The following is a 17,747-nucleotide window of genomic DNA, read 5'->3' on the forward strand; positions in this document are numbered from 1 at the left end:
TGCTGGTTTCGGCGGGACTCCCGCGCCTTCTGCGTCTTGTGCGGCGCCAGAACCATGATCATGTTGCGACCGTCCTGCTTCGGCGACGCCTCCACGAAGCCGAGCTCGGCCACATCGTCGGCAAGTCGTTGCAGCAGCCGGAATCCGAGCTCCGGCCGGGACTGCTCACGACCGCGGAACATGATCGTCACCTTGACCTTGTTCCCGTGCTCGAGGAACCGGATGACGTGGCCCCTCTTCGTCTCGTAGTCGTGCGTGTCGATCTTCGGGCGGAGCTTCTGCTCCTTGATCACGGTGAGCTGCTGGTTTCGGCGGGACTCCCGCGCCTTCTGCGCGCTCTCGTACTTGTACTTGCCGAAGTCCATGAGCTTGCAGACGGGCGGTCGTGCCTGCGGGGCAACCTCCACGAGGTCCAGGTCCGCCTCCTGAGCGAGTCGCAGTGCGTCCTCGATGCGCACGATGCCGACCTGCTCGCCGTTCGGTCCGACCAGTCGGACCTCGGGCACTCGGATGCGGTCGTTGATACGTGTGTCGGAGCTGATGGGGCCTCCTCGGGCCGAGTTCTGTGTCCTGTCGACGCACACGAACCGGGTCCCCACACAGCACGAACCCCGCGCACCGAGGGTGCACGGGGCCCGCTTCCGACCGATCCTCGACGATGCCCGTCGAGACACCGCGCGCCGATACCGGAAACCCGGCACCAGCCGCGGCGACCGGAACCCGGCCACTGCGGTGACTCGGGTGGGAGCGGGGCTCCACTTCGCGGCCTCGCTCTCACGAGGCTGGTCGCGTCCTACAGATTAGCAGAACGGAGTTCACACCCGATTTATGCCGGGTCCACCGCCAGCGCGGCTCGGACCGCTCCAGGCGGCGCCCCACGACGCGGGCCGACTTCACGTGAGCCGTGAACGAAATGAACACAAGTATGACCTAGGTCATACCATTTCGGACAATCGGACCACGGTACGACAGCGCCGGCATCCTGCCGCCGGTCCCGCGAGGAGGTTCCGTGTCCGAAACCGCACCCACCCGCACCCGCCGGCGGGACCGCACCCACCTGCTCTACATCGCCGTCATCGTCGCGGTCCTGCTCGGCATCCTGGTCGGCCTGGTCTGGCCCGACGTCGGCAAGGAGCTCAAGCCGCTCGGCACCGGCTTCGTCAACCTGATCAAGATGATGATCAGCCCGATCATCTTCTGCACGATCGTGCTCGGGGTCGGCTCCGTGGCCCGCGCGGCCAAGGTCGGCAAGGTCGGCACGCTCGCGATCGGGTACTTCCTGATCATGTCGACGATCGCGCTGGTCATCGGCCTGATCGTGGGCAACATCCTGCACCCGGGCGATGGGCTGCAGCTGACCGACGCGCTGCGCGAGGAGGGTCAGGGCCAGGTCGAGGAGAGCGTCGGCACGGTCGACTTCCTGCTGGGCATCATCCCGACCACGCTGTTCTCCGCGTTCACCGAGGGCGACGTGCTCCAGACGCTGCTCATCGCGCTGCTCACCGGCTTCGCGCTCCAGGCGCTGAAGGGCAGGGGCCGGCCGATCCTCGTCGCGATCGAGTACCTGCAGCGGCTGGTGTTCCGGATCCTCGCGATGATCATGTGGGTGGCACCGGTCGGCGCGTTCGGCGCGATGGCGGCGGTGGTCGGCGAGACCGGGGTCGACGCGCTGAAGAGCCTCGCGGTGCTGATGTTCGGCTTCTACGTGACGTGCGTGATCTTCGTGTTCGGCGTGCTCAGCTCGCTGCTGTGGGTCGTCGCGAAGATGAACATCCTGGCCCTGTACCGCTACCTCGGCCGCGAGTTCCTGCTGATCCTGTCCACCTCGTCGTCCGAGGTGGCGCTGCCGCGGCTGATCGCGAAGATGGAGCACCTCGGGGTCAGCAAGCCGGTCGTCGGCATCACGGTGCCGACCGGCTACTCGTTCAACCTCGACGGCACGGCCATCTACCTCACGATGGCCACGTTGTTCATCGCCGACGCCATGGGCCGGCCGCTGTCGTTCGGTGAGGAGATCTCGTTGCTGCTGTTCATGATCGTCGCCTCGAAGGGCGCCGCCGGAGTCACCGGCGCGGGCCTCGCGACGCTCGCCGGCGGCCTGTCCTCGCACCGGCCGGGCCTGCTCGACGGCGTCGGGCTCATCGTGGGCATCGACCGGTTCATGTCCGAGGCGCGGGCGCTGACGAACTTCGCCGGCAACTCCGTCGCCACGGTCCTCGTGGGTACCTGGACGAAGGAGTTCGACCGGGCCAAAGCCGACCGGGTGCTCTCCGGCGACGACCCGTTCGACGAGGCGACGATGCTCGACGACGACCGGGAGTCCGCCGACCGGGACCGCGACGCCGGCGACGCGGACGCCACGGCCGAGACGGTCTCCCCCGGCGAGCCCACGAAGCGGACGTAGGTCAGGCGCGCGTGCGGCGGCGGTACCCGCTGCCGGCGTGCCACGACTCGATGACGAGGTGGTCGGCCGGCTCGCCGACGTAGGTCAGCGCGACCTCGGCGATGTCGACCCGGAAGAAGCCGGCCCCGTCGTGCGGGCTGTCCGGCGGCGCGGCGGACTCCACCGCGCGGCCGGACACCTTCGCGTCACCCGCCCACCTGCCTTCCTCGGGCGGGTCGAGGGTCGGGCTGTGGATCGCGATCCGCGGGTCGCGGCGGACGTCGGCCAGCTTCCGCGAGTCACCCATCATGCCGAAGGTGAGCTCGCCGTCGTCGAACTCGCACTCGCTGCCGCTGATCCGGGGCGAACCGTCGGCACGCAGCGTCGCGATGGTCTTGTGCTTGCCGGCGCCGAACACCTTTCGCACCCGTTCGGCGAACTCCGGTGCGTCCTTCTCGATCTCCCGCCAGCTGGCCATCGCGTCCCCTCTTTCTGAACCGTCGTTCGGATACTACTCCCGATTTCCGAACCGTGGTTCAATAATTCGCGTGGGCAGGCCGCGCAAGATCTCCGACGACGAGCTGATGGCCGCGTGCGGGCGGGCGATCGGCGCGTACGGCCCCGGTGTCACGCTGGCCCAGGTGGCGGCGGAGGCCGGGGTCGCGGTGGGCACGGTATCCGGCCGCTTCGGCTCGAAGCACGGCCTGATGCTCGCCATGATGACCGCCGCGGCCGACGGCGTCGCCGACCGGATGCGCGCGGTCGCGGACCGGCACACCGATCCCGTCGCCGCCGTGGTCGCGGCCGCCCTGGTCACCGCGGAGGGCATCGACGACCCCGCGACGACGACCAACCACCTGGCCCAGCTCGGTGTCGACATGAGCGACCCGGCGCTGCGGGAGGGGCTCGCGGTGCTGCGCACGCGGGTGCGGGACGTGCTGCGCTCGCTGCTCGCGGCGGCCGGCCTGCCCGGCGCTCCCCCACCGGGACGCGCGGCGCGGATCGTGGCCGGGCTCGCGCACGGTTCGCAGATGGACTGGGCGCTGGCGCCGAACGGGAGGCTGAAGGACCGGTTGCGCGCCGACCTGCGGGCCGTGCTGGAGGGGTGGCGCCAGGATCGTGCCTGACGACATCGCACCGCCAGGCGTCCGTCAGGCGCGCCCCAGATAGCCGCGCAGGCCGCGCTGGCCGCGCCACATCATCGCGGCGTGGTTGGCGGTGAACAGCGGCCGGGCGAGCGGGGCGAGGGTGCGCAGCAACGGCTTGGTCATCGCGACCCGCTGGTCGATGGCCAGCTGCGCGCCACCGGTCGTCTCCTTGACGAGGCCTTCGCAGTAGCCGTCGAGGTCGCCGGTCATCTCGACTCGGAGGCGGCCGGCGTGGTGGTCCTGCTCGGCGCGGTGGAGGCGGATGGTGAGCGCGTAGGGCAGGACCGCGCGGCAGGTGATCTCGGCGGTGTCGTCGTCGATGCGGTCGACGGAGCGGACGTCGGGCCACCAGCGGGGCCAGCTCATCAGGTCGACGAGGGCGTCGAAGACGCGGTGGGTGTGCGCGGCGACGGACCAGACGTCCCGGAACCGATAATCGTTGAGCGACACACCATCGAGTATGCCGTTGGCTAGAGTCGCGCCATGGTGAAGTGGACCGCGACGGACATTCCGGACCAAAGTGGACGCACAGCGATCGTGACCGGCGCGAACAGCGGCATCGGCCTGGTCACGGCGCGCGAGCTGGCCCGGGCCGGGGCTCGGGTGATCATGGCGTGCCGGGACGTGTCGAAGGGCACGAGCGCCGCGGCGGCGCTGACCGGTGACGTCGAGGTCCGCGCGCTCGACCTCGCGGACCTGTCGTCGGTCCAGACGTTCGCCGACTCGGTCACCGACGACGTCGACCTGCTGATCAACAACGCCGGCGTGATGGCCACCCCGCACCGGCGCACGAAGGACGGCTTCGAGCTCCAGTTCGGCACCAACCACCTCGGCCACTTCGCGCTGACGGGACTGCTGTTGCCCCAGGTGCGCGACCGCGTGGTGACGGTGTCGAGCGCGGTGCACTGGATGGGCCGGATCAAGCTGGACGACCTGAACTGGGAGCGCCGCCGCTACTCGCGCTGGAACGCGTACGCGCAGTCGAAGCTCGCGAACCTGATGTTCAGCTACGAGCTGAGCCGCCGGCTGTCGTCGGCCGGCTCGCAGGTGCGGGCGACGGCCGCGCACCCGGGCTACGCGTCGACGAACCTGCAGTCGCACACCGAGTCGCTTCAGGACGCGGTGATGGCGCTCGGCAACCGGATCGTGGCGCAGAGCGCGGACATGGGTGCGCTACCGACGCTCCATGCGGCCGTGGCCGAGGTGCCCAGCGGGAGCTTTTCGGGGCCGGGCGGGTTGTTCGGGCAGCACGGCCATCCGAAGGTCGTCGGGTCATCCCGCGCGTCGCGCGACGTCGAGACGGCTCGGCGGTTGTGGGAGCGGTCCGCGTCGCTGACCGGCGTCGAGTACAAGTTCGGCTAGTGTCCCGCGGGACACTAGCTTCGCGTCGCCGATCCGGTGACGAGCGGGTGGACCACGGACGGCATCCCGCGCCACCGTGCGGTGTCCACCCGGTCGACGTCGAAGCGCCGGCGGACCAGTTCCAGCGTGTCGCGGTCGCAGCGGCAGCCCTGTGCGAAGGCGGCCCACGGGCGGGCGAAGCGCGACTGCCGGTGCGCGAGTTTCGGGTCCTCGGCCCGGACGTGTTCGCAGAACAGCAGGCGGCCGCCGGGCCGCAGGACGCGGGCGATCTCGGTGAGCACCGGGTCGACCTCGGGGACGGTGCAGAGCACGAGCGTCGACACGACGGTGTCCACGCTTGCGTCCTCGACCGGGAGGTCGTCGGCGGTCGCCTGGACCACCCGTGCGGCCGGGTGCCCGGCCGCACGGGCGGCGAGCCGCCGGTGCATCGCGGGCACGGGCTCGGTGAGGATGATCTCGCCGGCCTCGCGGGGGTAGTGCGCGACGTTGAGGCCGGTGCCGGCGCCGATCTCCACCACCCGGCCGCGTGCCTCGGCGAGCAGCGCGGCGCGGCGGTCGGCCATGCCCAGCCGTTCGCTCGTGCGCAGAAAAGGGTCGTACAGGAACGCGGCTAGCCGATCCCACATGGGTCCTCCTACATTGATTCGGTGCCGGAACAGGTAGTTCGCTTCACGACCGCGCGTGGGCGCTCGGTCGCGTGGGGCAGCGCCGGGTCGGGCCCGCCGCTCGTGATCGGGGGCTGGTGGTGCAGTCACCTGGAGGTGGACTGGCGCAATCCGCTGGCCCGGCGGTTCTTCGAGATGCTCGCCGGCCGCTTCACGTTGGTCAGGTACGACCGGCCGGGTACGGGGATGTCCGATCGCTCCGGGATGCCGATCACGTCACTCGACGACGAGCTGGCGACGCTCGGTGCGGTCGTCGACGCCGCCGGTGGCCGGGTGTCCTTGCTGGGCGCGTCCTCGGGTTGCTGCGTGGCGGCCGTGTACGCGGCGGCGCACCCGGACCGGGTGGACCGGCTCGTGCTGTACGGCAGCTACGCGCGCGGCGCGGACATCGCCGACCCGGCGGCCCGGGCCTCGGTGCTGTCGGTCGTGTCGAGTCACTGGGGCGTGGGATCCCGGCTCCTCGCGGATCTGTTCATCCCGACCGGGACCACGGCCGAGCGGGACGAGTTCGTCCGGTTCCAGCGGGAGAGCGCGACACCGGAGGGCGCGGCCGCGTCGCTCGCGGCGGTGTACGACTTCGACGTGCGCGACCACCTCGGAGCCATCACCGCCCCGACCCTGGTCGTCCACCGCCGTGCTGACCGGGCGATCCCGTTCGCGCTGGGCAGGGACGTCGCGTCCCGCGTGCCCGGCGCCGGATTCGTGGCGCTCGAGGGCGTGGACCACCTGCCGTGGCGGGGCGACGCGCAGTCGGTCGCGAACACGGTGCTGACCTTCTGCGACGACGGCCAGCCGGTTGTCGCTCGTCCCGTCGAGGTGGCCGGTCTGTCCGACCGGGAGCTCGAGGTACTGCGGTTGGTCGCGGGTGGGCTGAGCGACCAGGAGATCGCCACGCGCCTGGTGCTGAGTGTCCACACGGTGCACCGGCACGTCGCGAACATCCGGCAGAAGCTAGGTCTCCCGTCCCGGACCGCGGCCGCCGCACACGCCGTGAGAGCCGGTCTCATCTGACCGTCACCGGCATCGCCGGCGCGATCCAGGTTGCCAGAGCCTGCGCGACGACGGACCCGTCGGAGGCGAGCAGGGCCGACGCCGACTGGAGTTTCCGGCCGTCCAACGCGCGCGTCCACCCGACGACGACCAGCCGCTCCCCCACCACGACATCCCGGTCGAGCCGCGCCTCGAGCGTGCCGAGCAAGGCGATCCGCCCCTCCCGCAACGCCTCGGCGGGAAAGCTGGGACAGTCGAGCACCGCCCAGACGATCGCCGGATCGACGACCCCGTCGTTCGCGACGCTGGCATCGGGCACGAACGGCGCCGCGGTCACCTCATCGGCGCCGTACAAGGGCCCAGGCGTGACCCCGAGTCCGTCGGTGCGCTCCGGCCCACAGACGAAGCAGTCGGAGAGCAGGTGCCGCACACCCCGCCAGGGATGCCGCCGCCCGGCCGCGACGGCCTCCCCCATACTGGGCCGAAGAGGCGGCTCGAGAAAGCCGTTGCGCGCCGGTTCGGCTTCCGCGACAAGCACCTCACCCTGCATGACCCGGATGCGGTCACCATCGGCCAGCGCGACGAGCCGCGCCTCGAGCGGCGGCGGTCGTCGCAGTCGTACGGTCGCCGGTCCCCGGACGAACCGGGCGATGACCCCACATGCGTAACCACCGTTGGCGGTGGTCGGCGGGCCGTTGAACCGCGCGCCGATCGTGAACTCCCCTGCCGGCTCCCATGTCTGTGCCATGTGCGAAGTGAATCGCCTGACGTGGTGCCCGGGCATCGCGAATGCGGGCCATGCTTGAGGATGGCCCGTTTCGGCCATCGTGGCTCGGCGCTGCTTCTGGCTCAGCGGTCGGGCTGGTCTGCTTGTGGCTCAACGGGTTGAGGAGCTGCGGCCGGGGTGGTTGGCGTGCAGCTTGAGACCGCTCGGCTCATTGTGAGGTGCCCGCGCCTTTCCCGGCGCCGGCCGGTGTTCAGACCAGCACGTGCCGAAGGAACTGCCCCGTGTAGCTCTCCTCGATCTCGGTGAGCTCTTCCGGCGTTCCCTCCGCGATGACGAGCCCGCCACCAGAGCCGCCCTCCGGGCCCATGTCCACGATCCAGTCCGAGGTCTTGATCACGTCCAGGTTGTGTTCGATGACGATGACCGTGTTTCCCTTGTCCACCAAGCCGTTGATGACGCCGATCAGCTTGCGGATGTCCTCGAAGTGCAGGCCCGTCGTCGGCTCGTCCAGGACGTACACCGTCTTGCCCGTGGAGCGCTTCTGCAGCTCCGAGGCCAGCTTCACGCGCTGGGCCTCGCCGCCGGACAGGGTCGGGGCGGGCTGGCCGAGGCGCACATAGCCCAGACCCACGTCGACCAGGGTCTTCAGGTGGCGGTGGATGGCGCGGATCGGTTCGAAGAACTTCTCCGCCTCCTCGATCGGCATGTCCAGGACCTCGGAGATGGTCTTGCCCTTGTAGTGCACCTCGAGCGTCTCGCGGTTGTACCGCGCGCCCTTGCACACCTCGCACGGGACGTACACGTCCGGGAGGAAGTTCATCTCGATCTTGATCGTGCCGTCGCCCGCGCAGGCCTCGCAGCGGCCGCCCTTCACGTTGAACGAGAACCGGCCCGGCTGGTAGCCGCGGACCTTCGCCTCGGTCGTCGCCGCGAAGAGCTTGCGGATGTGGTCGAACACGCCGGTGTACGTCGCCGGGTTCGACCTCGGGGTGCGGCCGATCGGCGACTGGTCCACCCGCACCAGCTTGTCGACCAGGTCCAGGCCCCGCACCCGGGTGTGCCGGCCCGGCACCTGCCGGGCGCCGTTCAGCTTGTTGGCCAGCACCGTCGCCAGGATGTCGTTCACCAGCGTCGACTTGCCCGACCCGGACACACCCGTGACCGACACCAGGCAGCCCAGCGGGAACGACACGTCGATGCCGCGCAGGTTGTGCTCCCGCGCCCCGACGACCGTCAGCTGGCGCTTGCGGTTCGCCGGCCGGCGCAGCGCGGGCACCGGGATCTGCTCGCGGCCGGACAGGTACGCGCCGGTCAGCGACTCCCTGTTCTTGAGCAGCTTCGCGAAGGGTCCACTGTGGACGATCTTGCCGCCGTGCTCGCCCGCGCCCGGGCCGATGTCGACGACCCAGTCGGAGCTGCGGATGGTGTCCTCGTCGTGTTCGACGACGATCAGCGTGTTGCCCAGGTTGCGCAGCCGGGTCAGCGTCTCGATCAGCCGGTGGTTGTCCCGCTGGTGCAGACCGATCGACGGCTCGTCGAGCACGTACAGCACGCCGACCAGGCCCGAACCGATCTGGGTGGCCAGCCGGATGCGTTGCGCTTCACCACCGGAAAGTGTGCCGGACGCGCGATCGAGTGAAAGGTAGTCGAGGCCGACGTCGAGCAGGAACCGCAGCCGCGCCTGGATCTCCTTGAGCACCGCGCCGGCGATCATGGTCTGCCGGCGGCCGAGCCGCAGCCCGTCGAGGAAGTCCGCGCACTCGGAGATCGACAGCGCGGACACCTCGGCGATCGACCGCGCACCCTGCGTCCTGTGCTCGAGGGTGACGGCGAGGATCTCCGGCTTCAGGCGCGTGCCCTGACAGGCTGGGCACGGCACCTCCCGCATGTAGCCCTCGTACTTCTCGCGCATGTAGTCGGACTCGGTCTGCTCCTGGCGCCGCTCCAGGAACGGGATCACGCCCTCGTAGTTGGCGTAGTACGACCGCTCGCGCCCGTACCGGTTGCGGTACCGGACGTGCACCTGCTCGTCGATGCCGTGCAGCACGGCCTTCTGCGCCTTCGCCGGCAGCTTGCGCCACGGTGTGTCCATCCGGAACCCGACCGCCTCGGCCAGCGAGCCGAGCAGCCGGACGAAGTACTCGGCGGTCTGCCCGCCGGCCCACGGCGCGATCGCCCCTTCCCCCAGGCTCAGCTCGTCGTCCGGGACCACCAGCTCGGGGTCGACCTCCTGGCGGACGCCGATACCGGTGCACACCGGGCACGCGCCGTACGGCGAGTTGAAGGAGAACGACCGCGGCTCGAGGTCCTCGATCGCGAGCGCGTGACCGTTCGGGCACGCCAGGTTCTCGGAGAAGCCCCGCATGCGGGCGGGATCGTGCTCGGGCAGGTCGACGAACTCCAGCTCGACGAGCCCGTCGGCCAGGCGCAGCGCGGTCTCGATCGAGTCGGTGAGCCGGCGCTTGGCGGACGCCTTGACCGTGAGGCGGTCGATCACCACCGCGATGTCGTGCTTCTCCTGCTTCTTGAGCGTGGGTGGCTCGGTCAGCTGGTAGACGGTGCCGTCGACCCGGGCGCGCGAGTAGCCCTGCGACTGCAGCGAGGAGAACAGGTCGACGTACTCCCCCTTGCGCCCGCGGACCACCGGCGCGAGGACCTGGAAGCGGATGCCGTCCTGCATCGCGAGCACCTGGTCCACGATCTGCTGCGGGGTCTGCTTGCTGATCGGTTCGCCACACTGCGGGCAGTGCGGCGACCCGGCGCGGGCGAAGAGCAGGCGGAGGTAGTCGTAGACCTCGGTGATGGTGCCGACGGTCGATCGCGGGTTGCGGCTGGTCGACTTCTGGTCGATCGACACCGCGGGCGAGAGGCCCTCGATGAAGTCGACGTCGGGCTTGTCCATCTGGCCGAGGAACTGCCTGGCGTAGGCCGACAGCGACTCGACGTACCGGCGCTGCCCCTCGGCGAAGATCGTGTCGAAGGCCAGGCTCGACTTGCCGGAGCCCGACAGACCGGTGAACACGATCATGCTGTTCCGGGGCAGGTCGAGATCCACGCCGCGCAGGTTGTGCTCCCTGGCGCCGCGAACAACGAGGCGGTCAGCCACTGAAGTCCCTTCGACGATGCTGCTTCGGATCGGCCACGCGCAGGTCAGGCGGTACCCACAGACCTGAGACGGGCGGCCGACGCCATGCTAGGACGGGGCACCGACAATTTCTGCGCCGGACGTCCGGACGATCGGCTACCCATGGTGGGCGCCCCATCACCTACGCTGGAGAAACCAGGTCTGGTGCAAAGCCCATTCTGAACTACCGACTCGCGGGGATGGCGGTATGACTGGCTCCAGCATCTCATCGGACGCGTCCGTGCGGCACGACAGCGTGCCCGAGCAGCGCCGCGCGCACGAACGCTCGGCGGCCGCGGAGGCCAGGCGCTGCCTGGCCGACGTGCGGACCGTGACGGAGAGGCTGGACCAGGCGGTCGGGGAGCTGACCGACCAGCGCATGCACCAGCCCAGCCGGCTGCCGGGCTGGACGCGCGCACACGTGATCACCCACCTCGCGCGCAACGCGGATGGGTTCGTGAATCTGCTCACGTGGGCGCGCACCGGCGTCGAACACCCCATGTACCCCAGCACCGCCGACCGCGACGCGGACATCCAGGAAGGTGCGGACCGCCTCGCACAGGTCCTGCACGAGGACCTCCGCGCGTCCGCCGACCGGTTCGCCGTCGCGAGCGAGCGGCTCGGCGACTCGCAGTGGCTCGCGACCGTGGCCGGCCGGGCATCGATGGTCTTCCCCGCGGCCAACATCCCGTCGATGCGGCTGTTCGAGCTCTGGGTCCACCTCGCAGACCTCGACGTCGGCTTCGGGTTCGCGGACATCCCGGAGGCGCAGCTGGAAGGTCTGCTCGGCACCGCGGTCGCGCGGCTGGTCGACCGGCCGGACGGGCCCTCGGTGCACCTGACCGTGACGCTGCCGGACGGCGAGGAGCGGGTCTGGGATCTGGTCGGCGGCGCCGCCGGCGAGGTGCACGAAGTTTCGGGCGCGGCCGCGCCCGTGCTCGCGTGGCTGACCGGGCGCGGCGACGGGCGCGAGCTCGAGGGCGACGTGCCGGTGCTACCCGCGTGGGGTTAGCCCGACGTCCGTGAACGTCGTCGTGAAGCCCGTGCCGGTCGGCGAGGCGGCCATGATGCCGGCGCGCGCCGTGGTGCCGGGTTCGAGGTAGGCGACGCGCAGCAGCGTGTCCGGGGCGGCGCCGTCGAGGCCGTAGCTGATCGTGACGGCGTCGCCGGTTCGCTCCGCCTTGATCGTCACGGTCGTGGGATCGGGCACGGGCGCGACCGACCAGTCGGAGAACTCGCGGGTGACGACGGCGGAGATTTGCTGGTGGCCGTCGACCAGCTCGATGCCGCTCTTGATCCAGTTGTGCTCGTCGATCCGGATGGCGATGCCGGCCTGGTCGTACTGGTCGCGGTACTCGCCGCGGAAGGTGGCGGCGAGGGTGAACTCACGCGCCTGCCCGCCGAGGAGGTGGCCGGTGTCGCGGACGAAGCCGTAGTGGGTGGTCCGCCAGAAGTCGGTGTCCGGGTCGGTCGTGACGATCAGCGTGCCGCCGTCCCGGCGCCACGTCGTCGGCTCGTTGAGCCAGGTCCAGCCCGTGATCACGACGGCCATGCTGTCAGGAGGCCGGTTCGGCGCGCTAGGGTCGCGGCCGTGGATGTTGTCGAGGACTACAACGGTCATGTCGAGCCGGGCGGGTCCGCCGCGCGGCGGACGCTGGACGCGCTGACGATCACGAAGATCTCCGTCGGCCCGATGGACAACAACGCGTACCTGCTGGTGTGCCGGGACACGAACGAGGCGCTGCTGATCGACGCCGCGAACGACCCGGAGCGCCTGTCGGACCTCATCGGCCACGGCGACGACCGCCCGACGCTGCGCACGATCGTGACGACGCACCAGCATCCGGACCACTGGCAGGCGCTGGGCGCGGTGGCGGGCGCGTACGGCGCGAACACCATCGCCCACGAGGCGGACGCCGGGCCACTGCCAGTGCCGCCGGACCGTTTCGTGTCCCACGGCGACACGGTCGAGGTCGGCGACTGTGCGCTGGAGGTCATCCACCTGCGCGGCCACACGCCGGGTTCGGTCGCGCTGCTGTACCGCGATCCGGCGGGCCACGGCCACCTGTTCACGGGCGACTCGCTCTTCCCCGGCGGCGTCGGCAAGACACAGTCACCGGAGGACTTCACGTCGTTGCTGAACGACGTGTCGTCGCGGATCTTCGACCCCCTCCCGGACGACACGTGGTTCTACCCGGGCCACGGCGACGACTCCACGCTGGGCGCGGAACGCCCGAAGCTCAGCGAGTGGCGCGAACGCGGCTGGTGACGTCCGAAACCGTCAAGACCGGGCGGCATGGCTCGGTCAGGATGGGTTCGTGACAGTAGATCTCGCGGCGGCTGCTTCCTTCATGGCCGCGCACGCCAGGGTTCTCGACCGGCGGCGGTTCGACCTGCTCGTGGGCGGGGACGACACCGATGCGGTGCTCGCCGCGGTCGACGGGTATCGCAACCTCGATGGTGGGTACGGGTGGGGGCTCGAACCCGACCTGCGTGCGCCCGAGAGCCAGCCCTGCGGGGCGTTGCACGCGTTCGAGGCCTTCGCGGACGTCGCGCCGGTCAGGACGGTCCGGGCCACAGAACTCTGCGACTGGCTCGCGGGGATCACGCTGCCCGACGGTGGCATGCCGTTCGCCCTGCCGGTCGCGGATCCCGCCGGGTGCGCACCATTCTGGGCGCGGGCCGACCCGACGATCTCGACCTTGCAGAGCACCGCGTTCGTCGCCGGCATGGCGCAGCGGGTGGCGGCGCACGATCCGGCCGTCGCCGCGCATCCGTGGCTCGCGACGGCGACGCGGTACTGCCTCGACACGATCGCGGGGCTCGACGACGCGCCGCACGCGATCGCGCTTTCCTTCGCGATCCAGTTCCTCGACGCGGTCCACGGTCGCGAACCGCGGGCAGCCGAACTGCTCGACGGGCTCGGCCGCTTCATACCCGACGACGGCCTCCTGCACGTCGCCGGCGGCGCGCAGGAGGAGTACATCCGCCCGCTCGACGTCGCGCCCGAGGCCGGCCGCCCGGCTCGCGAACTGTTCCGCCAGCACGTGATCGACGCCGAGCTGCGGCGCCTGGCCGGCAAGCAGGAGAACGACGGCGGGTGGCGTGTCGACTTCGCGAGCTACTCCCCCGCCGCCGAGCTCGAGTGGCGCGGCTACGCGACCGTGCAGGCCGTGTCGATCCTCAAGCGCAACGGCGTGCTGTAACGATCAGTGCCGAGCCGCCTTGACGCCGCTCTTGACGCCGCCGGTGAACGAACCGGCCGCGGACTTCGCGCCGCCCGTCACCGAACCGGCCGCGGACCTTACGGAATCGGCCGCGGACTTCGCCGTGTCGGCCGCGGACTTCGCCGAGCCGGTCATCGCGCCCGCGACGCCGGCCGTGCTGCCGGCCGCCGATCGGGCCGCACGCTTGGTGCGCCAGGCGACCGACGGCTTGCCGTGCGTGTCACCCGCGGCGATCATCAGGCCGCCGATCAAGGCGACGTTCTTGAAGAAGTGGCTCTGCTGCTGCGCGCGCTGCTGGGGGTCCTCGTGCTCCCAGAAGCGGTGGGCCGCCACGGTCGTCGGCACGAGCGAGCCGGCCAGCAGCACGGCGGCCAGGCGCGGGAACTTGCCCAGGCCGAGCGCGATGCCCGCGCCGATCTTGACGGCGGCGTCGAACTTGACCATGGACTCCGCGTCCGTCGGGATGTCGACCGGCAGCTTCTGCTTGACCGGGTCGGCGTTCTTGTCCAGCTTGTCGATCACCGGCTCGGCGGCCTGGATCCGCGGCTTGGGGTTGCGCAGCGTCTCGATGCCGCCGGACACGAATACTGCCGCCAGCATCGGGCGGGCAATCCGGCGCATAATCATCGGTTGGACCTCCTCCATACGTCTCTGACCTCTGCGTACCCCATCCGGCAGGTTTCACTCCGGCGGCAGCTCCGGGCGGTCGATGACGCGCAGCCACGTGCCGTCCGGTTCGCGGCGTGCGACCTGCACCCGGCCGCCGGTGTCGTCGGACGGGCGGGTCGAGGTGAGCGCCAGGTCGCCGTAGCGGACCGTCGGAAGTGGACTCTCCGCGGGGAACGGTCGCGGAGCGTGCGCCAGCAGCTGCTCGAACACCGCGCGGATCGCCTCGCGGCCGACGGTCGCGGACCCCGGCGGGTACGCGAGCACGGCGTCCGGCGCGTACAGCGCGACCATGCCGTCGACGTCGCCGGCGTTGGCTCGTTCGACGAACAAGCGGGTGAGGTCTTCTGGTTCCTTCGCAGTCATACCTCCACTGTCGGTCCGCGCGAACCAGAAGTCCAAGAGATAGTTGCTCTCGGATCTAGACTCGATGCTTATGGAGCTTCGACAGCTCGAGTACTTCGTGGCGGTGGCCGAGGCACGCAGCTTCACCCGCGCGGCCGCGAAGGTGCACGTCGCGCAGCCCGGCGTCAGCGCGCAGATCAGCCGGCTCGAGCGCGAGCTCGGGCAGCGGCTGCTCGAGCGCACGAGCCGGGCGGTCCGGCTGACCGAGGCCGGGGAAGCGGTCCTGCCCTACGCCCGCGCCGCGCTCGCGGCGGTGGCCGGCGCGCGGCTCGCGGTCGACGAGCTCACCGGCCTGCTACGCGGGCACGTCGCGGTCGGCACGGTGACCTCGCACGACGTCGACCTGCCCGGCCTGCTCGCCGGTTTCCACGACGACCATCCGGCCATCGAGATCACGCTGACCGAGTCCGCCTCCGACGAGCTGCTCGACGGCCTGCGCACGGGCCGGCTCGACGTGGCGATCGTCAGCATCGGCCGGCGCGTGCCCGCCGGAGTGGCTGTCCAGGTGATCACCGATCAGCCGATCGTCGCCGCGGTGAGCCACGACCACGAGCTGGCCGCGCACCGGTCGATCTCGCTCGACACGCTGCGCGGCCGCCAGCTGATCAGCCTGCCGCGTGGCACCGGCCTGCGGGCCCGGCTCGAGGAGGCCTGCGCGGTCGCCGGTTTCGCGCCGCACATCGCGTTCGAGGCGACCGACCCGGAGGTGCTCGCGCAGCTCGCAAGTCACGGCCTCGGCGCGGCGATCCTGCCCGGCGAGTTCGCCGCCGCCCGCGCGGACCGCCTGCGTGTGCTGACGATCACCCGGCCGGCACTGCGCGGCCGGCTCGCGCTGGCGTGGCGCGCGGGTGGTCCGAGCAGCCCGGCCGGTCGCGCGTTCGTCGGCCGTGCCCGCGAGGCCCTCTAGCGCCAGATCGAGGTCTGGACGCCGTCGCTGAAGATCTCGGACTCCTCCGGGATCGAGGTGGCCGTGCCCTCGCGGACCCGGCGCGCGGTCCACGCGGCGACCGCCGCGTCGAGGACGTCGTCCACGCCCGCCTTGGCGCCCGGGTCGCCGATGTCGCGCAGCTCGATGCCCGCCTCGGTGAGCAGGCGGTGGCGCAGCCGCGCGCCGGCCCAGGTGTGCTTGCGGACGTCGAGCGGCGCGCCGTTGAGGGCCGCGAAGCTGACCTCCGGGTGGACCTCCACGACGCGGCACGGCGCGCTCGGCAGCCACAAGTCGACCTCGCGCACCTTCGGCAGGATCCCGAACGCCTGGATCGAGATGCCCTCGCCGACCCGTTCGCGGTTGTGCGCGCTCGCGCTGCCGTGGTCGCGGTACTCCAGCGCGCCGCGTACCGGCGTCATGAAGACCGACGACGCGAGGTGGCCCACCGCGCGGCGGGCCTCGACGTCGGCCTGGCGGCGGGAGTTGTCGGGCAGGCCGATCGGTATGTCGACGGCGATCACCGCGAGGGGGCCGTCGGCGGCCGCGGTCGTGACGAGGTCGGCGATCGTGCGGGTCTGGTACGCCGTGATGCGGTTGCCATCCAGGGCGATGCCGACCCACCCCGCCCGGCAGGCATCCACACCGAGGACGCGTTCGGTGCTCATACGCCGTTATCGCTCGTCAGCACACGAATGTATGGGCCCGTCCACAAGGCAGGACGACTAGCATCGGAACGTGACCGATGATCGCCCCGGGGCGCTCGACAGGCTCGACGCGCTCGCCGGCCGGTGGGACGTGAGCGTGGACAACCCGCACATCCCGGGGACGCTCACCGGGACGATGACCGCCGAGTGGCAGGAGGGCACGTACCTCGTCCTCCGCTCGCACGCCGACCACCCGGACGCGCCCGACAGCTTGATGATCATCGGGGTCGACGACACGACCGACGCGTGCACCGTGCTGTACAGCGACGAGCGCGGCGTGCACCGGATCTACCAGATGAGGCTGGCCGACGGCGTGTGGCGGCAGTGGCGCGACGCCCCCGGGTTCGCCCAGCGCTTCACCGGCACGTTCGACGGACCGGACACGATCCGCGGCAAGTGGGAGATCTGCCTCGACGGCATCACCTGGGAGCACGACTTCGAGATGACCTACCGCCGCGCGTGACTTCTGGGCGGGGCGGCTGTGCGGCGTCCGAGCAGCGGCGTTCGCATTAGTACTCGTCCGGCGTCGGTGGGTTGCGCGGTTGTCCGGCCGGCACGGGCCGCGGCTGGTTGGATGAGCCGGGTAGGACCGAAGAACCAAGAAGGAGAACCGAATGGCCCTCGAGAAGCCCGCAGTCGACCCCGTTGACGGGCCCCCGCCGGCCGATCTGGTCGTCGAGGACATCACCGTGGGTGACGGCGACGAGGCCCGGCCCGGTCAGCAGGTCAGCGTGCACTACGTCGGCGTCGCGCACTCCTCCGGCGAGGAGTTCGACGCCTCCTGGAACCGCGGCGCGCCGTTCAGCTTTCCGCTCGGCGGTGGCCGCGTGATCGCCGGCTGGGACCGCGGCGTGGCCGGCATGAAGGTCGGCGGCCGGCGCAAGCTGGTCATCCCGCCGCACCTCGGCTACGGCGACCGGGGCGCGGGCGGCGCGATCAAGCCCGGCGAGACCCTCGTCTTCGTCGTCGACCTGCTCGGCGTCCGCTAGGGGACCAGCAGCCGGTCTACCAACGGCCACAACGCCCGCGGGTTCTCCACGTGGGCGTTGTGGCCGAGTCCGGCAAGGGCCACCGCGTCCGGGCGCAACCCGACCAGCCCGCCCGGCGGCGACATCGGGTCCCGCTCCCCCGACGCCAGGGTCACCGCACCCCGGCACGCGGCAAGCAGCCCCGCCATGTCCGGCGCGCCCACCCCGAACGCGGCCGAGCCCAACGCCAGCCGCCAGCCACCCTCCGCCGAAGCGACGCCGGCGTCGAGCGACGGCACCAGCCCGTGCAGCCCGGCCACCTTCAGCGCCCGCCCCATCGCCTCCGCCCGCGTGCCGAAGACCTTGGCGGGGCGAGCCGCCAGCTCGGCCGCCTTCGCGAGCTCCGGAGCACTCCACGACACCTTGATCCCCAGCCCGCACACCGCCGGT

General features: G+C 71.0%; 21 protein-coding genes. 10 read left to right on the plus strand and 11 right to left on the minus strand.

Annotated elements, in window-relative coordinates; all coding sequences use genetic code 11:
- A partial coding sequence (infC, locus tag VH969_RS21250; RefSeq protein WP_331976929.1) for a translation initiation factor IF-3 occupies positions 1–584 on the minus strand: 584 nt, incomplete at its 3' end.
- A gap of 425 nt (positions 585–1,009) precedes the next feature.
- Between infC and VH969_RS21255 the strand changes: the two genes are divergently transcribed.
- On the plus strand, positions 1,010–2,404 hold the full coding sequence (locus tag VH969_RS21255) for a cation:dicarboxylate symporter family transporter (protein WP_331976891.1): 1,395 nt from the start codon (positions 1,010–1,012) through the stop codon (positions 2,402–2,404).
- Position 2,405: 1 nt separating this feature from the next.
- On the opposite strand, the gene VH969_RS21260 is transcribed toward VH969_RS21255, so the two are convergent.
- Entirely contained in the window at positions 2,406–2,861 is a 456-nt protein-coding gene (locus VH969_RS21260) for a pyridoxamine 5'-phosphate oxidase family protein (protein ID WP_331976893.1), read from the minus strand.
- Between the two features lie 70 nt (positions 2,862–2,931).
- Here VH969_RS21260 and VH969_RS21265 point away from each other — a divergent pair, with 70 nt between their 5' ends.
- Positions 2,932–3,510, plus strand: coding sequence for a TetR/AcrR family transcriptional regulator (locus VH969_RS21265; RefSeq protein WP_331976895.1), 579 nt, complete (start codon positions 2,932–2,934; stop codon positions 3,508–3,510).
- A gap of 24 nt (positions 3,511–3,534) precedes the next feature.
- Here VH969_RS21265 and VH969_RS21270 read toward each other — a convergent pair whose 3' ends face one another.
- Positions 3,535–3,981 (minus strand): SRPBCC family protein, encoded by a 447-nt coding sequence (locus tag VH969_RS21270; protein ID WP_331976897.1) that lies wholly within the window; start codon positions 3,979–3,981, stop codon positions 3,535–3,537.
- Between the two features lie 33 nt (positions 3,982–4,014).
- Here VH969_RS21270 and VH969_RS21275 point away from each other — a divergent pair, with 33 nt between their 5' ends.
- Positions 4,015–4,893 carry an oxidoreductase gene (locus tag VH969_RS21275; protein WP_331976899.1) on the plus strand — a complete coding sequence of 293 codons (879 nt, stop codon included), beginning with the start codon at positions 4,015–4,017 and terminating at the stop codon, positions 4,891–4,893.
- 14 nt (positions 4,894–4,907) lie between these two features.
- On the opposite strand, the gene VH969_RS21280 is transcribed toward VH969_RS21275, so the two are convergent.
- On the minus strand, positions 4,908–5,519 hold the full coding sequence (locus VH969_RS21280) for a class I SAM-dependent methyltransferase (protein ID WP_331976901.1): 612 nt from the start codon (positions 5,517–5,519) through the stop codon (positions 4,908–4,910).
- 21 nt (positions 5,520–5,540) lie between these two features.
- Here VH969_RS21280 and VH969_RS21285 point away from each other — a divergent pair, with 21 nt between their 5' ends.
- Positions 5,541–6,569: an alpha/beta fold hydrolase gene (locus VH969_RS21285; RefSeq protein WP_331976903.1), complete on the plus strand. Its 1,029-nt coding sequence runs from the start codon at positions 5,541–5,543 to the stop codon at positions 6,567–6,569.
- Here the strand turns inward: VH969_RS21285 and VH969_RS21290 are convergent.
- Together VH969_RS21290 and uvrA are read right to left on the minus strand one after the other, a co-directional pair.
- The gene (locus VH969_RS21290) at positions 6,562–7,374 is read right to left on the minus strand and encodes a hypothetical protein (protein ID WP_331976905.1); all 813 of its coding nucleotides are present in this window, start codon (positions 7,372–7,374) and stop codon (positions 6,562–6,564) included. The two genes, VH969_RS21285 and VH969_RS21290, sit on opposite strands and share 8 nt — an antisense overlap.
- A 151-nt stretch (positions 7,375–7,525) precedes the next feature.
- Complete coding sequence (uvrA, locus tag VH969_RS21295) at positions 7,526–10,381, minus strand: excinuclease ABC subunit UvrA (protein ID WP_331976907.1); 2,856 nt, start codon at positions 10,379–10,381, stop codon at positions 7,526–7,528.
- Between the two features lie 226 nt (positions 10,382–10,607).
- Between uvrA and VH969_RS21300 the strand changes: the two genes are divergently transcribed.
- Complete coding sequence (locus VH969_RS21300; protein WP_331976909.1) at positions 10,608–11,411, plus strand: maleylpyruvate isomerase family mycothiol-dependent enzyme; 804 nt, start codon at positions 10,608–10,610, stop codon at positions 11,409–11,411.
- Here the strand turns inward: VH969_RS21300 and VH969_RS21305 are convergent.
- On the minus strand, positions 11,394–11,951 hold the full coding sequence (locus tag VH969_RS21305; protein ID WP_331976911.1) for a DUF1349 domain-containing protein: 558 nt from the start codon (positions 11,949–11,951) through the stop codon (positions 11,394–11,396). The genes VH969_RS21300 and VH969_RS21305 overlap by 18 nt on opposite strands.
- Before the next feature lie 39 nt (positions 11,952–11,990).
- Here VH969_RS21305 and VH969_RS21310 point away from each other — a divergent pair, with 39 nt between their 5' ends.
- Positions 11,991–12,668 (plus strand): MBL fold metallo-hydrolase, encoded by a 678-nt coding sequence (locus VH969_RS21310; protein WP_331976913.1) that lies wholly within the window; start codon positions 11,991–11,993, stop codon positions 12,666–12,668.
- A 49-nt stretch (positions 12,669–12,717) separates the two neighbouring features.
- Entirely contained in the window at positions 12,718–13,605 is an 888-nt protein-coding gene (locus tag VH969_RS21315; RefSeq protein WP_331976915.1) for a hypothetical protein, read from the plus strand.
- Positions 13,606–13,608: 3 nt separating this feature from the next.
- Here VH969_RS21315 and VH969_RS21320 read toward each other — a convergent pair whose 3' ends face one another.
- Complete coding sequence (locus VH969_RS21320) at positions 13,609–14,253, minus strand: DoxX family protein (RefSeq protein ID WP_331976917.1); 645 nt, start codon at positions 14,251–14,253, stop codon at positions 13,609–13,611.
- A gap of 54 nt (positions 14,254–14,307) precedes the next feature.
- A complete protein-coding gene (locus VH969_RS21325) occupies positions 14,308–14,658 on the minus strand; it encodes a YybH family protein (RefSeq protein ID WP_331976919.1) in 351 nt (116 codons plus the stop codon).
- A 70-nt stretch (positions 14,659–14,728) separates the two neighbouring features.
- Between VH969_RS21325 and VH969_RS21330 the strand changes: the two genes are divergently transcribed.
- The gene (locus VH969_RS21330) at positions 14,729–15,604 is read left to right on the plus strand and encodes a LysR family transcriptional regulator (RefSeq protein WP_331976921.1); all 876 of its coding nucleotides are present in this window, start codon (positions 14,729–14,731) and stop codon (positions 15,602–15,604) included.
- On the opposite strand, the gene VH969_RS21335 is transcribed toward VH969_RS21330, so the two are convergent.
- Positions 15,601–16,290 carry a DUF429 domain-containing protein gene (locus VH969_RS21335; RefSeq protein WP_331976923.1) on the minus strand — a complete coding sequence of 230 codons (690 nt, stop codon included), beginning with the start codon at positions 16,288–16,290 and terminating at the stop codon, positions 15,601–15,603. The two genes, VH969_RS21330 and VH969_RS21335, sit on opposite strands and share 4 nt — an antisense overlap.
- A gap of 70 nt (positions 16,291–16,360) precedes the next feature.
- Here VH969_RS21335 and VH969_RS21340 point away from each other — a divergent pair, with 70 nt between their 5' ends.
- Positions 16,361–16,792: a hypothetical protein gene (locus VH969_RS21340; RefSeq protein ID WP_331976925.1), complete on the plus strand. Its 432-nt coding sequence runs from the start codon at positions 16,361–16,363 to the stop codon at positions 16,790–16,792.
- A gap of 151 nt (positions 16,793–16,943) precedes the next feature.
- Entirely contained in the window at positions 16,944–17,318 is a 375-nt protein-coding gene (locus VH969_RS21345) for an FKBP-type peptidyl-prolyl cis-trans isomerase (RefSeq protein WP_331976927.1), read from the plus strand.
- Here VH969_RS21345 and VH969_RS21350 read toward each other — a convergent pair.
- Positions 17,315–17,747 (minus strand): alpha/beta fold hydrolase (locus VH969_RS21350; RefSeq protein WP_414638591.1); only part of this gene is annotated, 433 nt, incomplete at its 5' end. The genes VH969_RS21345 and VH969_RS21350 overlap by 4 nt on opposite strands.

This window comes from Actinophytocola sp. (assembly GCF_036555685.1).
Lineage (GTDB): Bacteria > Actinomycetota > Actinomycetes > Mycobacteriales > Pseudonocardiaceae > Actinophytocola.